Annotated in this window: 13 protein-coding genes; 9 read left to right on the top strand and 4 right to left on the bottom strand. The window is 38.9% G+C overall.

Features of this window, described 5'->3' with window-relative positions:
* Positions 1 to 99 precede the first annotated feature (99 nt).
* The 6 genes from dcd (at position 100) to ACTJJG_RS09665 (ending at position 8,915) form a co-directional block, all read left to right on the top strand.
* Positions 100 to 669, top strand: coding sequence for a dCTP deaminase (gene dcd / locus ACTJJG_RS09690; protein ID WP_002120290.1), 570 nt, complete (start codon positions 100 to 102; stop codon positions 667 to 669).
* 301 nt (positions 670 to 970) lie between these two features.
* The gene (locus ACTJJG_RS09685) at positions 971 to 2,269 is read left to right on the top strand and encodes a hypothetical protein (protein ID WP_005071030.1); all 1,299 of its coding nucleotides are present in this window, start codon (positions 971 to 973) and stop codon (positions 2,267 to 2,269) included.
* Positions 2,270 to 2,482: 213 nt separating this feature from the next.
* On the top strand, positions 2,483 to 4,615 hold the full coding sequence (locus tag ACTJJG_RS09680) for a hypothetical protein (protein WP_017481297.1): 2,133 nt from the start codon (positions 2,483 to 2,485) through the stop codon (positions 4,613 to 4,615).
* Positions 4,616 to 4,630: 15 nt separating this feature from the next.
* Entirely contained in the window at positions 4,631 to 5,356 is a 726-nt protein-coding gene (locus ACTJJG_RS09675) for a DUF6160 family protein (RefSeq protein WP_017481298.1), read from the top strand.
* A 32-nt stretch (positions 5,357 to 5,388) separates the two neighbouring features.
* Positions 5,389 to 7,800, top strand: a complete 2,412-nt coding sequence (locus ACTJJG_RS09670; protein WP_069119161.1) for a DUF6160 family protein — start codon at positions 5,389 to 5,391, stop codon at positions 7,798 to 7,800.
* Positions 7,801 to 7,961: 161 nt separating this feature from the next.
* Positions 7,962 to 8,915, top strand: coding sequence for a DUF6160 family protein (locus ACTJJG_RS09665; RefSeq protein ID WP_230445064.1), 954 nt, complete (start codon positions 7,962 to 7,964; stop codon positions 8,913 to 8,915).
* Between the two features lie 81 nt (positions 8,916 to 8,996).
* Here ACTJJG_RS09665 and ACTJJG_RS09660 read toward each other — a convergent pair whose 3' ends face one another.
* Positions 8,997 to 9,941 (bottom strand): tRNA-dihydrouridine synthase, encoded by a 945-nt coding sequence (locus ACTJJG_RS09660; RefSeq protein ID WP_025468420.1) that lies wholly within the window; start codon positions 9,939 to 9,941, stop codon positions 8,997 to 8,999.
* 84 nt (positions 9,942 to 10,025) lie between these two features.
* Positions 10,026 to 10,835, bottom strand: coding sequence for a cytochrome C assembly family protein (locus tag ACTJJG_RS09655; RefSeq protein ID WP_002120294.1), 810 nt, complete (start codon positions 10,833 to 10,835; stop codon positions 10,026 to 10,028).
* A 140-nt stretch (positions 10,836 to 10,975) separates the two neighbouring features.
* On the opposite strand from ACTJJG_RS09655, the gene ffh reads away from it, so the two are divergent.
* Positions 10,976 to 12,388 carry a signal recognition particle protein gene (ffh, locus tag ACTJJG_RS09650; protein WP_002120334.1) on the top strand — a complete coding sequence of 471 codons (1,413 nt, stop codon included), beginning with the start codon at positions 10,976 to 10,978 and terminating at the stop codon, positions 12,386 to 12,388.
* A 49-nt stretch (positions 12,389 to 12,437) separates the two neighbouring features.
* Here the strand turns inward: ffh and ACTJJG_RS09645 are convergent, their stop codons facing one another.
* Positions 12,438 to 13,172 (bottom strand): pantothenate kinase, encoded by a 735-nt coding sequence (locus ACTJJG_RS09645; RefSeq protein ID WP_002120277.1) that lies wholly within the window; start codon positions 13,170 to 13,172, stop codon positions 12,438 to 12,440.
* A 15-nt stretch (positions 13,173 to 13,187) separates the two neighbouring features.
* A complete protein-coding gene (locus tag ACTJJG_RS09640; protein ID WP_017481303.1) occupies positions 13,188 to 13,940 on the bottom strand; it encodes a biotin--[acetyl-CoA-carboxylase] ligase in 753 nt (250 codons plus the stop codon).
* 30 nt (positions 13,941 to 13,970) lie between these two features.
* Between ACTJJG_RS09640 and ACTJJG_RS09635 the strand changes: the two genes are divergently transcribed.
* Both ACTJJG_RS09635 and ACTJJG_RS09630 read left to right on the top strand, forming a co-directional pair.
* Complete coding sequence (locus tag ACTJJG_RS09635) at positions 13,971 to 14,774, top strand: sulfite exporter TauE/SafE family protein (protein ID WP_005071011.1); 804 nt, start codon at positions 13,971 to 13,973, stop codon at positions 14,772 to 14,774.
* A 256-nt stretch (positions 14,775 to 15,030) separates the two neighbouring features.
* Positions 15,031 to 15,726, top strand: coding sequence for a GntR family transcriptional regulator (locus tag ACTJJG_RS09630; protein ID WP_016144478.1), 696 nt, complete (start codon positions 15,031 to 15,033; stop codon positions 15,724 to 15,726).
* The last annotated feature ends 2 nt before the right edge of the window (positions 15,727 to 15,728 follow it).

Raw genomic sequence — 15,728 nt, 5'->3', positions numbered from 1 at the left:
ATTCTTATTTATTTGAGTAGCTCTGTGTTGTTTTCATAATTGGTTTTTTAAGTTAAAGTACGTCGAAATCAATGAATTTACCTTTTGGATAGAAAATACATGGCCATTAAGTCTGATCGTTGGATTCGCGAGATGAGCGAAAAACACGGCATGATTGAACCTTATGCAGAGAATCAAGTCCGTTTTGATAAAAATGGTGAAAAGTTGATTTCCTACGGGGTCTCTAGCTATGGTTATGATGTACGCTGTGCCCGTGAATTCAAGGTTTTTACAAACGTACATTCTGCAATTGTCGATCCAAAGAATTTTGATGACAAAAGTTTTATCGATATTGAGTCTGACGTTTGTATTATTCCGCCAAACTCATTTGCTCTAGCGCGTACAATTGAATATTTCCGTATACCTCGCAATGTGTTAACAGTGTGCTTAGGTAAATCGACCTACGCTCGTTGCGGTATTATTGTAAATGTGACTCCATTAGAACCTGAATGGGAAGGTCACGTTACGTTAGAATTTTCAAATACGACAAATTTACCTGCACGTATTTATGCTGGGGAAGGCGTAGCACAAATGCTATTCTTTGAAAGTGATGAAGTATGTGAAACCTCTTATAAAGACCGTGGTGGTAAATACCAAGGTCAAACAGGTGTTACGCTTCCTAAAACTTAATCTTTCCTCGATGAAAAGATTTTAAAAATAATGGGTCACTTAGGTGGCCCAATTTTATAAATAAAATTTTTTTGAGAAGCGTTTATCGGAATTATGATAAACGACAGTTTCCTTTTGTAAAAAATGATATAATATGATCAATAATTGATTTGTTTTTTGTTCTGCATCACAGAATTTAAAGGCAAATGTGGTTGATATAGGCTCTCTTTGATAATGTTTAGTTAAATATTTATCAAATGCAGATAGGCCAAATAAAAAGAAATTAAATAGGATTATGCCCCCACGGATACGGAGGTCGGCCATGCGACAGTTTACGTCTCTTCGAGTAGCACTTTTAACTCTCGGAAGCTTATGTTTTTCTTCAGCTTACGCTGCTTCTACACTAGTCCCTATGTCAGATGCTGAACTATCAGCAACTCGTGGCCAAGCTTTAATGGGTATGTCTTATATTGCGCCTACAGATTCTGCAAGTAACTCAAGTTCAAATGGAAATATGGGGTTTTACCGACTTGCATTAGATGCCCAATTAGAACTTAATGCCAATATTAAAAAATTACAGTTAGGTTGTGGTGGGGTAAATGGCGCTGGTGCCTGTGACATCGATATTGATTATTTGAGTTTAAGTGGTGGCACGGTAGATAGTACTAGTACTGAGCGTGCTTCTTCTTCCGCTATTATTACCAATCCATTTTTAGAATTTGCTGTTAAAAATCCAGATTCAGCTTCTACACGTGAGATCCAAGGTTTTCGGTTAAGTGCTAAGTCACTTTCGGGTTTACTTACTTTTGGTTTAGAAAATGGTGATGCTGCTAGTGGTATTAATTCATTAAGTGGATATATGGTAACTAAACCAACTGGAGGTACGGTAACTACGAATCCTTACTATGGTATTACCCAAGATGAAACCGGAACTGCAATTACAGGACGGGCAGAATTTATAGGTAACATAGCAACACTTCCATTTACATCTACGGCCTATAATCTAAATTTAGGTGCAGGTAGTGGAACATTGTCTATGGGGCAACAAATTATTACGGGTAAGCGTATTAATACAGCTAATTTGAATGCAACAGCAAGGGTTGGAGGGATTGCAGTTACGGGGACTTTAGATGCAACTGCTTCAGTGCTGGGTATTCCTGTTCCGATTTCGGGTGATGTAACTGGAACAGTAAATAATCTTGATGTAAATGTGGCAATTAAACAAAGTCTGGGTTATTTCCATGCTGCTCAACTGAATGGCTCTGCTGGTTATCTCTCCGTACAGGGCGTAAATATATTATGGCCAGAGGCAGCCTCAACGGCACAAACAGGATGGTGGCTAGAGCTTACAAACCCAATTGATATTGGACAAATTACTCCTACGGGAAATGTTGATATTGCATTAGCTACAATTACTGATGCCTTGGGACAAGTTAGTTCTTATCTAGAAACACATCCTGTTAAATGTGGAGCATTAGCATTAAACTGTTTAGCAGGTAATCTTCCTATTGGAACTGTTGATTTAACAGGGAAAACACCAGCTTCTATGGCCTTAACTAATGTAGTGCTTCAAAAACAAAACTTCTCAGCTAACTGTTATGGTTCTTTAAAATTCTGTTAAATGCATCTCTTATTTCTCGTTTATCGGAAAAATGAGTTTTTATTTATTTAATTTTGCATTTGAGTAAATATTCAGCATAATGGAAATGTGGAAAGGTTGGCAATTTTTAAAAGTTTGCCCCTTGTGAGATGAAAAAGGAAATAATCTCACATCAAGGACTGTTAAAGAAAAAGAAATATGGTGCGTGGCATCGTATAAAACAGGAAGGTCACGATGACTACACTTAATTATACGGTAAGGTTTCAAAAAACCGTTTTAGCAAGTTTAATTGGACTTTTTTTAAGTCAGTCAAGCTTTGCTCTTGAAGAACTTTCTGATGCTGGTTTAAGTGAAACTATAGGCGAAGGTATTGCAATATTACCACAAAATACATTCATGGTATTTCGTGGCGCTGGTCCAAATGAATCTGTAAATCAAATTATTACCGATCGTAGTAAAGATACAGGTTATATTAACTATGTACCCGTAGGGCCTTTGAGTGTTGGTGCGGCTGATACAAGTGGTAATGGCACTGTTGGACCAGAAGACCGCGCAGTAGGTAAAGCAGACATATTTCTTTATGGATTAGCATTATCTAAGTCAGATGGCGATGCAAATTCGCGTATTGCTAACACCTCAGCTGCAGCAGCGATTTCAAGTTGGGGCACAGGAGCCAATCCATGGATATTTAAAGTAAAAACTGCGACCAATGTTCCTAATTTTAGTACAACAGATAGCGGTGTTTACCCAGTAACGTATTTATCTTTAGAAGCTCCTCTATATCAACCATTAATTGATGGGGCAGAGGGAGCTGATGCATATAATTTAAAATTAGGGCTATGGGCTGATGCATTTGTACGTAATCCCAATGTTGTCGCTACAACAAATGGCTCTCTAGCCCAATTTCAATATGGTAATAATAACGGGTTAATTGGTACCAGTATTGATACAACTCGTGCTAACCGATTACGTTTGCAAGGCATTCTAAATGGCTTTAGTTTAAATGGTAGCCAGATTAGTATGTTCCAAACATTAGGTGGTGCAACTACGGCTGGAGGAATGAGTCCTTTTTATAATAATACGTTAGGAATGTCTGGACTAGTTCGCTTAAATACGGGTGATAGCAAAAATACCAGTATTGTGACTGAAAATGTTACGAGTCAAACGCAGACATACGCTACAAGTAGTAATAATGGATGGCAAACAGTACATGCGGGTGCAAACTCAACTTTAAGTGCAAGTAGTACTGGAGACTGTGGTAACAGTGGCACAGGGAGTTTTAGTACCTCTCGTGGATGCCGTTACTATGTAGAAAATCGAACTAGAACAGATACAAAAACATCGAATAAAACACGAATTGCCTTTAATGATACAAATAAGGTATTGCGATTTAGTACCCGTGAAACTTCAGACTCACCAAATGCATCAAACAATTTATATACACCTGCATTTGACTCTGCAGGCGCTGTAGCACCGAAGTTTGCTGATAGTGAAGGCTTATATCTCTACAATCCAAATATTAATTTAGTATTAGGTAATTTATATCAACCGCTTATTTTAGGTTCCGACGGCAAAAACTTTAGTATTGAAATTGCTCGAATTGCAAATAAACCAGAAATATATAAACAGATTTATACTGATTACACTGGTGCTGACACGACTTACAAAGGTTCTACGTGTAACGTTTATTCATGTGTTAACCCTACGCATAGTAGTATTACGATTGGTACCGTATATAGTCCTGATAATGGAAAAACCTTGTTAGCAAATACCGGCGAAGGTGCAATTGGCGTTTCCTTTGGGCGTTTAATTTCAACAGGTACGCAAGTTTCTGGGACTTCTGCCGGTAGTTTGGTATCAATGACTAATTCAGTATCTGGTACTACTTCCGCCACAATGACAGAGGTCCGTTTTAAACAAAGACAACAGAATACCCAGACATGGAAACAAGAATATAGTTGTGGTTTGTTTAATTCTAACTGTGGTTATAAAACATTAGGATATTTATATCAATGGGAATATAGCAAAGGAACTGGTGCGTGGGTTATTACAAATCCAACGCCAAAACCAGCTGATGCAACAACTTGTTCTGGTGCTTTAGGATGTACGAGTACATCGGGTTCGACGCCAATGTATGGAGCTACTTCGAATCGTGATTGGACTAACTCTGCTATTCCATGGTTGACTTCAAGAAATGCTGTCGTCAACGATTTAATTGGTAGTAGTAATGGCACAACTGGATACGTTATTCCTACAGCTAATCAAGCTCCAGCTTTGTCTAACATTAGTCCTTTAAATAACTTGGGATCCGCTTCAATCGACGGTGTTTTAATCCAACACTTGAAACTGACAACTAAAGGTCTATAAGAGGAGGAGAATGCTATGAAAAAAATAAGTACTTTAATCCTCGCTCTTTGTGCAACGGTCACTCATGCAGAGCTACAAACTTTAGATAATGACGCATTACAGGCGATTAATGGTCAGGCGGGTGCTGATTTATCTTTAATGCTCAATTTAAACCAGACAGTTAACGGTGTATTTGACAATGGTAGTGGTGGTGTCTGTGAGAACGTAGAGTTTTGCCATATTGGCTTGGCAATTAATAAGCGTTTTGTACAAGCAGATGCGACCAAACCAAGTGGTTGGGCCGAAAATAGTGATAGTGGTAATAAACTTTGGCTTGTATTTAAAGGCGTACAAGGTACTTTAAATATTCAAAAAATGGGTTTGGATGGCGCTGATTTAAAGTATTTGGATAAAAACAATACTGAAATGATTAAGCCTGCTATTCAGCTTAGTTTTAGTGCAGCACAGCCAATTCTAATTCGTAACTTTGGTTTTAATGCCTTATCAATTGAGCAAGATAACTTTACCAGCTCAACAACAGCGCAAGGGTCGAGTGCAAATATGTATGATTATGCATATTTCAAAAAACCAACTTATGCGGCGACTGCTAATAGTGCAAACCAGCAAGTTGCTACTGCAACACCATCGGCGTATGACCATGGACGTGAAACTGGTTTTATGGGCTTGATGATGAATGGGAATTTAGCTATCCAAGGAAAAGTCATGGTCTTTAGTTGTGATGGTAGCCATCCTCGTTGTTAAGGGTTAATGTAGATTTCAAAGGAACTGAAGTGATGAAAAAAAATAAAGAAAATCACAGCTCAAAGTTTATTTTAAACGCATTAACAACCAGCATGTTGTTAGTGAGCGGACATGTTTTTGCGTTAGAAGCTTTAACAGATGCTGACATGAGTGCTGTTAATGGGCAAGATGGGATTTCGATTCAAACGACGTTTAATGAAATCAATATTGATAATGCTTACTGGGACGATCATGCAGGTACACCTGGTAGTGCAGATCAGGTCTTAAGAGCGCAAGCGAGCGGGATAAAAGTTCAAAAAAGTAATGCATCTAGTCAGCCTTTAAGTACAAATTACCGTTTAGATGTAGGGAGTAACCCAACTACGGGTAAAACTGGACTCGACTTTTCTATGCAAAGCAGTCCATCACTTATAACTGTAAATAGTTTTAAAGTATGTAATAACTCTGCTACTTGTTCGCCGACACTGGGGCAGCTAGCTATTCAAACGACTTCTCCTCTAAATTTGGCACTTACAACCCAAGATGGTCTATTTAATGCAAATAGTCAGTCGAGCATGACGCTTGGTATTAATAATGCCAATATTTATTTAGGGCAATTAGATGCTCGTAGTCAGCTAAATCAGTTAATTTTAAGAAATTTTAACTTTAATTTTGTCGGTAAAGGAGCCATGCTGATTGACCCAACTCGTGGCCTAGTTTTACAGACGAATACTGGAACTAACGTTGCTAGTGTAGGGCAAACCCCAAATAGTACCTATGGTTATGTTGATTTTAACCGTGTAGCAGATTCAGCTTCTGGTCTAACAGCAGGAACATATGTAGATAGTAGTGGAAAAGTAACTAATTCAGGCCTGAATATTGAGGTCATGTTAAGTTCTAATGTGGATAAAACTAACCCTTATGCTTTAGATGCAACCAATAGTCCCCAAAATGCGAAAGGTTTGATTCGTTTAGGTGCTAGCGGACGTATGGTAAATAGTTATTTACAAGTCCGTGGCATGGATGGTACGTCAGATACAACAATATTAGGTACAGCAAATACCGCTACAGGTACGGGCTCAAGTAATAGTATTTTAGGTAATTCTGGGATTGCCTTTCGTATGAAAGGTGAATTCACTAAAGACAATGACTCAATGCTAGGCTCAGATGGCAAAGCAACCACTTTAGAAATTGGTGGAGCAGGTCTGAATGCCTATGGTTTCGAATTTGGTAATTTAACAGGCCTTAACTCAGCTACGCGCGGTTATTTTGACAGCGGAAATATTTATTTAAATCTTGCTGATACAAAAACATTATTAATGCCAAACAACGCGACTTTAAATGCAATTCGTTTAGGGGCGGGTACTTTAACAACAGCTGCTGATTATCAGCATAATATTCACCGTGATACGGTCACTAATCCGTTTAGCTTAATTCTTGCGATGCGTGGAGCAGAGTTTCAAGCATTTTCAAGACGCGGTCGTTTTACGACAAGTGCAAATGTTGCTGCTGCCAATCAGTTTGCAGACAATGGTGCAAATAACCAGTGGGGCTTAGCCTTACCTTTTTATAATTTAAATGCTAACGCTGCTGTATATGGTTTAGATGCACCGGCAAATAGCGCTTATTACTATACAAAAGATACAAATGGTAAGCCTATTCGAAATGCTGTAGCTGCATCTGGAACGACTTCGCGTTTAGGTTTTGGTATTGCTGCTGGAACTACGGGACGTGATGCGACTGGAACTAAAACAACCTCAATTTTATTAATTGATGGTTCTCCAAATGCTAATAATGGTGGTAGTCCTACTGATTATTACATGGGCTTACGTAATATCGATATGTTCCTCAAAGGCAATGGAAGTATTGGTTTAGAAAATGGCAGTCTTAATATTAGTTTAAAAGAGATGCTACTTGCTTTATCAACAGAAATTGCAGCTGGTTATTTACCAGGGGCTAAATATAAAACTTGTCCAGCGACGGGTTCATGTACTTCACCTATTGATAATTTTGCCAAAAATAATGATGTCTTATTTGGTCTAAAACTCCGTTTAGGTGGCGATCTTAACTTATCAATTGTGCCAAATAGTTCAATTGCAGATGGTAGTGCCTTAACTGTACTCGGCGATTTCACAGTGCCTGCGACAGCAACTGGAAATACGGTTCAAATTAGTGATCCGATTGATGGTTCTGCAATTGGTTTTGACAATATTACAGGAAAGCTAGCGTTTAATAGTGCTTTGGTTGTGGGTAAAGATACAACAAGTGGTTTAGGTAAAGTTGGCGTAAATACGGCGGTTTATTTTAACCCTGATAAGAGTATTGACGGTGCATTACGTGTTAAAGATATTAATTTCTATCCTCCTTCAACAGGAGCGGGAGCACGTTTAGGTGAGCTTGCAATTACTGGTGGACGTTTAAATAGTAGCTTTAGTATTGTGCCTAGAAATGGGGCCTTTAACTAATAAATAAAAGTGACGATTATCGTCACTTTTTTATATAAATTTTATTTTAGTGTGATTGGATTTGCATTCGTCGGGTTATAGAGATAATTGCTTTGTACTTGAATATTATTCTGATAGTCTGAACAAATAATAAGCGTTTGTCTCTTAAGGATTAGAGCGACATGAAGAATAAAAATATAGGGTTCTGGCTGCTGCTTGCCAGTAGTTCAAGTGTATTTGCAATGCAACCTTTGGATGATCAAAGCCTTGCAGCAGCGACGGGTCAAAATGGTTTAACTTTAGGAATTCAGGCCGATAAAGTTAAATTTAATCAAGTCGCACTTATTGATACTAACGGTATTGCTTCAACTTCTTATAACAGTAAGGCTGGTTTTGTCATTGCTGGAAACTCTACTAACCCAGTTCCTGGTATAGAGTTTATTAAAGCTGCTGTATCGGGTAATCCTTCTTTTAATATTGCAATGGATACCGATGCTGGGGGGGGAAATCCTTTTTTAAATTTAGCTATATCTATGGGGAATGATGTAAACGGTATTCGACTTCTACCTTTTTCAGTTTATTTAGCCCCAAGTACATCTTTATCTAGCCCATCCGATTATGCATTAACAAGTTATGCACCAAAATCAATTTTTAGTTCGGGAACGACAGTAAATACGGGTGTAAAAGAAATCATTCGCTCTACTGGAAATCTTGATATTAACTTTGTACAAACCAATAAACCCCGTTTAAATATTCAACTGGGTCATGCTGCCCAGTCCGTCATGGTTAAATTTGGTGGAGCAATTCAATCTATTTGTTCTACTGCTACGGGTTGTCCAATTACTTTAGTGTCCGATAATACGGGTGCTACATTTGGATTTAAATTTGCGGGAACAAATACTTCAACTGGTTTTGTGTTAGATGGTTTTTATGCAGGAGTTGATCCAACTGGATTAACTTTTGGGAATACAGGCGCATCTAGTAAATTTGATGCTTCACTTAATAATGTCACTTTAGGGAATATGGCTACTCAAAATACAACAACATTTAATAATTTACCTAATGGTTCTATGGGGAGTTTTGGTGTCACTGGTGTTTCTGTAACTGACTTTAAAATGAAAGTAAGCGGCTTTTAAAAAAGAATAATAGCTTAACCTGAAATACGAGAGGGCGACTATGAAAATAATCGCCCTCTTTTTTTTAAAGGCTATGCCGAGTTAAATAGTATCTGATCTGGTGTGTTCTAATTGGTGAACAATTTCATCTAAAGCTTTAATACGTTTCACCTGATCCCATAATTCTTTTGCTTGAGGATAGGCTTTGGTCATCATGCCTAACCACTGCTTATAACGACCAACCATCCCAATTTCTGTTTTTGCTTGACCGTTTAAAAAGCGAATTTGTAAGTCAACGAGTTGTTCCCAACTAAATAATGCTTCATCCATATTTTGGCGAATGCATTGTGTTAAATCTGGAGTCGTTACCGCACCACGGCCAATCATTAAGTCTTCACAACCAGATTGTTGCTGACAAGCTCTAGCATCAGCATTGGTCCAGATTTCACCGTTAGCAATCACATTAATTTTTAAAGCTTCTTTAATAGGTAGAATTTTTTCCCAATAAGCTGGTGGTGTATAGCCATCTGCTTTAGTTCGAGCGTGTACAGTTAACCAGCTGGCACCTGCATCTTCAACAGCGTGGGCATTTTCCATCGTATGGTTTTCATCAAGATAACCTAAACGCATTTTTGCTGAAACAGGAATATGAGCAGGTACAGCATCTCTCACTGCTTTAATCAGCAGATGTACCACGTCTGGTTCATCAAGAAGGACTGAACCACCACGATGTCGATTAACGGTTTTTGCAGGGCAACCAAAATTAAGGTCGATTGCAGGTGCACCTAATTCAACAACTTTTGCTGCGTTTGCTGCCAGCATATCTGGGTTATTACCTAGGAACTGAACATGAACAGGCGTACCTGCTGCTGTTTTACCATCATTTTTTAGTTCAGGACAAAAACTATAATAGATGTGGTCTGGCAAAATACTGTCTGTAACGCGAATAAACTCGGTCACACACCAGTCGAAATCACCAACAGATGTGAGTGTATCCCGCATGATCGGGTCAGTTAAACCTTCCATTGGAGCGAGTATGAGTTTCACAGTCTGTGTCACCTGAGTAAAACGAAAACAGCGTTATACGGGATATGCATAACGCTGTCTAGTATCGATTAAATTTTAATTTATCTAGCGCCCTAAGATCATCTCAAGCACAAATTTACTGCCGATAAATCCAATCGCTAAAAGTACAAAACCCATTAAGGTAAAACGAATTGCTTTTTGACCTCTCCAGCCAAGTTTGTAATGGCCGATCAGTAATGAGCCATAGATAAACCAAGAAATAATACTAAATACGGTTTTATGAGCGAGATGCTGAGCAAAGAAGCTATCAATTGTTAAAAAACCAAATGTAAGCGCAATTGTTAATAAAATGAAACCTGTAATGATTAGGTCAAATAATAAAGATTCCATCGCCTGAATTGGCGGGAGTAAGTTGACCCAGAAACGTTTTTTTTGTTTCTTTTTGAGTTCACGATTTTGGAACCACATTAAGATCGCATGTATGGTTGCCATCAGTAAAACTGCATAGGCAGAAAGCGAAAGAATGATATGAGTATCAAGCCCTAACGAATGCTGTTCAATAAATTGATCTGGTCGACTAAAGGCAAACCCTAAAATAAGACCAATAGCTGCGACAGGAATGCCTAACAAGTTTAACGGCAGAATAGGGCGGAAAGTACTAAAAATTAAGCTTAACAATAACATAAGCCCCGATGTAAAAGACATCAGGTTAAATACATCGTAGTTAATTCCTGCTGGTGTAAGCATGGCATCGCATAAAACTGTGCCGTGCAGTACTAATGCCAAGATAGTAACAAAAGCAAATAACCATGAGTTTGGTTCACGTTTTGACATTAAACGAATAAACAGATACCAGAAAGAAGTGGTATATGCGATGAGTGCCAAAATTGTATAAACCAAGGGGAGGCTAATCATGTCAAACCTTTTTCAGGATTAATTCATCTATATAAGATATAAATTCGCTGCGAACTAAAGTATCCTATAGCATTCTATGCATAAATTTTCTATTTCGAGAAAGATTTTTTTGCAACTAGCCATTTTAAGCGGATTTTGCAATGTTTGATACCTTAACAGAACGACTCACACAGAGTTTAAGAAATGTTACTGGCTCAGGGCAGCTGACCGAAGACAATATTAAAGATACCTTACGTGAAGTACGTATGGCACTTCTTGAAGCCGATGTCGCGTTACCTGTAACTCGTGAATTTATCGCGAAAGTTAAGGAAGAGGCATTGGGCCAAGAAGTGATGACCCAGTTATCACCAGGCCAGGCATTTGTAAAAATTGTCTATGACGAACTCACCAAGATGATGGGTGAGGCGAATGAAACACTTGATTTAAGTGCGAAACCTCCTGTTGTAGTATTACTTGCTGGTTTACAAGGTGCAGGTAAAACCACAACTGCTGCCAAGCTGGCACGTTTCTTAAAAGAACGTCAAAAGAAAAAAGTAATGACTGTTTCTGCCGACGTTTACCGTCCGGCAGCAATTAAACAGTTAGAAACTGTTTCAAATGAAGTTGGTGCAGGCTTTATTCCTTCAGATCCTTCTGAAAAGCCAATTGATATTGTTAATCGTGCAATTGAACAGGCAAAAATCCAGTTTGCTGATGTATTGATTGTCGATACGGCAGGCCGTTTACATGTCGATGCAGACATGATGGACGAAATTAAAGAATTACATGCAGCAGTTAAGCCGACTGAAACTTTGTTTGTGGTTGATGCCATGACAGGTCAGGATGCTGCAAATACAGCAAAAGCATTTAATGATGCTTTAGCTCTTACAGGTGTGATTCTTACTAAAACTGATGGTGATGCACGTGGTGGTGCAGCGCTTTCTGTGCGCGCCATTACTGGTAAGCCAATCAAGTTCTTGGGTATGGGTGAGAAGCTTGACGCTTTAGAACCATTCCATCCGGATCGTGTTGCTCAACGTATTTTAGGCATGGGTGACGTACTTTCTTTAGTCGAAGAAGTTGAACGTAAAATCGACAAAGAAAAAGCCGAAAAAATGGCGAAAAAATTGCAAAAAGGCGGTAGCTTCAACTTTGAAGATATGCTGATGCAATTTGAGCAAATGAAAAAAATGGGCGGCATGATGGGCTTCTTAGACAAGTTGCCCGGCATGAGCGGTGCAGGAATTCAGCAAGCGATTGAGCAAGCGAACCCTGAAAAACAAGTCAAGAAGATGGAAGCGATTATCCAGTCAATGACTGTTAAAGAGCGCCGTAATCCGGACTTAATGAACCCAAGTCGTAAAAAACGTATTGCGGCAGGTTGTGGTATGGATGTTGCTGAAGTGAACAAACTCATTAAGCAACAAGCGCAAATGGCTAAAATGATGAAGAAATTTGCGAATCCATCTGGTATGAGCAAAATGATGCGTTCATTAGGCAATATGCAAAAGCAATTTGGCGGCGGCGGTGGCGGAATGGGCCCACTCTTTGGTAATAATGACCAAAAGAAATAAATCCATAAAATAAAAGGCGCATATAGCGCCTTTTATTTTGTTGTGTATTTTAGTCTTTAGGATAATGGGCAATATATTGCTGTAATCCTTTGAGTAAAAGATCGGTTTCTACCACAGGCTCATATTTTTGTAAGAACTTGGCAAATAGTGTTGCATCACCACCAGTCAGCAGTAGCTTTTTAGGAGATTGCTGCATAATATTTTCAATGGTACTAATGAGGCCTAATAAAATACCGTGATGTACTGCATCTACAGTGTTATTGCCCGGATTTAGGTTATCAAAAGCTGAGTCTGGAATTTTAATACCCTTGGTATTTTGAATAAGAGCATCTCGCTGCAAATACAAATTAGGCAGGATGTAACCTCCTAAATGCTGTTTACCTTGAGTTAGGTCAATTGTGAGCGCTGTTCCGCAACCAATAATGCAATAGTTTTCATCTGCTTGAGCTACAGCGAGTACTTGTAGCCAACGGTCGATCCCGAGCTGACTCGGAACTTCATAGCCGCACTTTAACTCAGCATATTCAGCATGCACTTTGGCAAAAATAACAGGAATTTCAAGCCATTTTAAAATCTGCTGAATACGTTGGTTATTTTCGGTATCGAGTACCGAAGAAATCCCGATTCGATGCAGGCCTTGATGTTTAAAGTGTTGGATTAACCCAAGTAATAAATCGGCAGGAGACTGTAAATGTAGCTCAGCTGCATGTTCAATAATTTGCTGATTTTCAGTAATCCAGTATTTTAAACGGGTGTTTCCGATATCAAGCCATAAACTTTTCATGGGGAAAATACCTGATTACTGAGTTGTTTGTGGTCTTAGGCGACCTTGATAAAACTGCTGTGGTTCTGGAGTTTCAAGAATTACTGCACCTTCATTGGAGATTCCAACAAAACGACCATGTACCAGTCCCTGACTATGTTCAAACTGAACTAGCTGATTAAGCCATGCAGCGTGGTGGTTAAAACGCCCCGCCAAATTGTAGCAGCCATGATCAAACCAGCGAGCAGCATTTTGAATCGCAATATAAAGTTCTGAAATTAACTCAAGACGACCCATTTGCTCTAGGCCCAAATCTTCTAAAGAGGTAATTGGTTGATTACTATCAGTCACTGGTGGTGTTTTTAAATTAATACCTACACCTACAATAGCCTGATGCTGAGACAGTGGTTCGACTAAAATTCCACCCCATTTGCCCTGAGCACTATATAAATCGTTTGGCCATTTCACTTGCAGATTAAGAGCTTGTAACTGTGGGATTTGCAAAATATTCAGAGCAACTTCAAGTGCTAAGCGACCATCTAAGGGTGTTCGAGTTTGCACCAATGTGCTTAAATAAATGTTTCCTTCAGGTGAAATCCATTGCCGTTGATGTTGACCTCGCCCTTGAGTTTGTTGAGCACTGCAAACCAAGCCCGTTGTAATGCCTTTTTGGGCAATTTCACGAATATCATCATTGGTCGAAGTTGTGGTTGCTTTTAATAAAACCACTTCTGGAAGCTGGTTTTTTGCGCTTAAAAGTTGTTGTAGTTGGCGAGTCTCTAAATCCATGTTGAATATGAGCAGAGTGGTAAAACATTTATGGAGTTAATCATATATTTACTCATTGGCGCAATTGCTGGTTTTACTGCCGGATTGTTTGGAGTTGGCGGTGGACTAATTATTGTACCAATCCTCTATGTGGTTTTTACCCAATTGCACTACGACCCCGCAGTAATCATGCATATTGCAGTCGGAACATCGCTTGCAACCATTATTGTGACGTCTTTTAGTTCTGTTACAGCTCATCATAAAAAGGGTGCAGTACTTTGGCCTGTTTTTCGTAATTTAGCGCCTGGACTGGTGTTGGGCTCATTTTTAGGGGCGGGTATTGCTGATCTGATGTCTGGTCAGCATTTGCAACTTCTTATTGGTATTTTTGCGGTTGTGATGGCCTATCGTATGTTTAAAGGAGCACATGTAGTTGTTGATCCAACGCGTCAGCTCCCTTCAACCCCTATGCAATTCATGGCGGGTGGAGGCATTGGTATTGCCTCTGCAATTTTTGGAATTGGGGGAGGAAGTTTAACCGTTCCATATTTAAACCGTCATGGCGTGGTCATGCAAAAAGCAGTCGCGACTTCTGCCGCTTGCGGTTTACCAATTGCAGTTGCTGGAGCGATTGGCTTTATGTGGTTTGGTGCAAAAGAACAAATCTCAGTCCCAAACACGATTGGTTATGTGCATATCTATGCGTTTATTGGCATTAGTGTCATGAGTTTTGTCACGGCGAAGTTTGGAGCAAAGGTTGCTCATGCTTTGTCGCCGCAGATGCTAAAAAAATGCTTTGCTTGTTTGTTAGTCGTAGTGGGTAGTTATTTTATTTATAAAGGCATTATGCACTAGAGACTAAAATTTTAAATTTATAAGACTGGGGTGTAAAAGCTTGAATTTTTAGGAGTTCGAGCTTTTTTTATTTATAAAATATAAGAGCGCTCCAAGCTTTTATTCATCTGATTTTGGTGTTGTTTTTAAATGAGTTGGCTTAAAATGCAATAAAATTGTCAGACAATGACATAGTTTTTAATCGATGGGATCAGTTAAAAACAAGGATGCGAAAGAAAAGCATGGATTAATGCATATAAAAAGTAGCGGGTGATTTATGAATCTCGAAGAGACAGAAAGTCTTTCTGAGCAAATTGTCAAATATATTAGCGAACAGATCATTAGTGGCGAGCTAGTAGAAGGCGAACGTATTCAAGAACTACGTATTGCTAAAGAACTTGACGTTAGCCGAGGATCAGTTCGTGAAGCATTATTATTATTGGAGCGTACTCATTTAATTGAGATTTTTCCACGCCGTGGGGCAATTGTTTCAGAAATGTCTGCACAACAAGTTAAAGCGTTGTTTGATACAAATATGATGTTATTGGGGCATATTGTACAACGCATGAGCGAAACATGGCGTGCGCATGAAGCAGATCAATTACAATTGCTATTAGAGCAACTTCTTGAGCATGTCAAAGCAGGTGATATCGAAAAATTTTATGATGGGGTCTTCCAATATTTAGCTGAACAGCAAGATATGGTGGGTAATCCTTATCTAATGAAATTTTATAAAGAGTTATTGCCTTCATTACGTCGTAGTTATTTTTTGACCTTAAATACCTCTAAGCGGGAACTACAAGAAGCATTTGCATTATTTAAACTCGTGACTGATGCAATTTTAATCCGAAAATCACAACAAGCCGCTTTATTTATGGAAGATTTTTGTCGACACTTACGTAACCTTGTGTTGGAATCGCTGACACGAATGAAACAGATTGAATTGGCTTGGGCAAGACGCTCACGCCGCTAGTT

The sequence above is a fragment of the Acinetobacter sp. 22512 genome, assembly GCF_052044755.1.
GTDB lineage: Bacteria > Pseudomonadota > Gammaproteobacteria > Pseudomonadales > Moraxellaceae > Acinetobacter > Acinetobacter pittii.
This window is presented reverse-complemented; position numbering and strand designations above follow the sequence as displayed.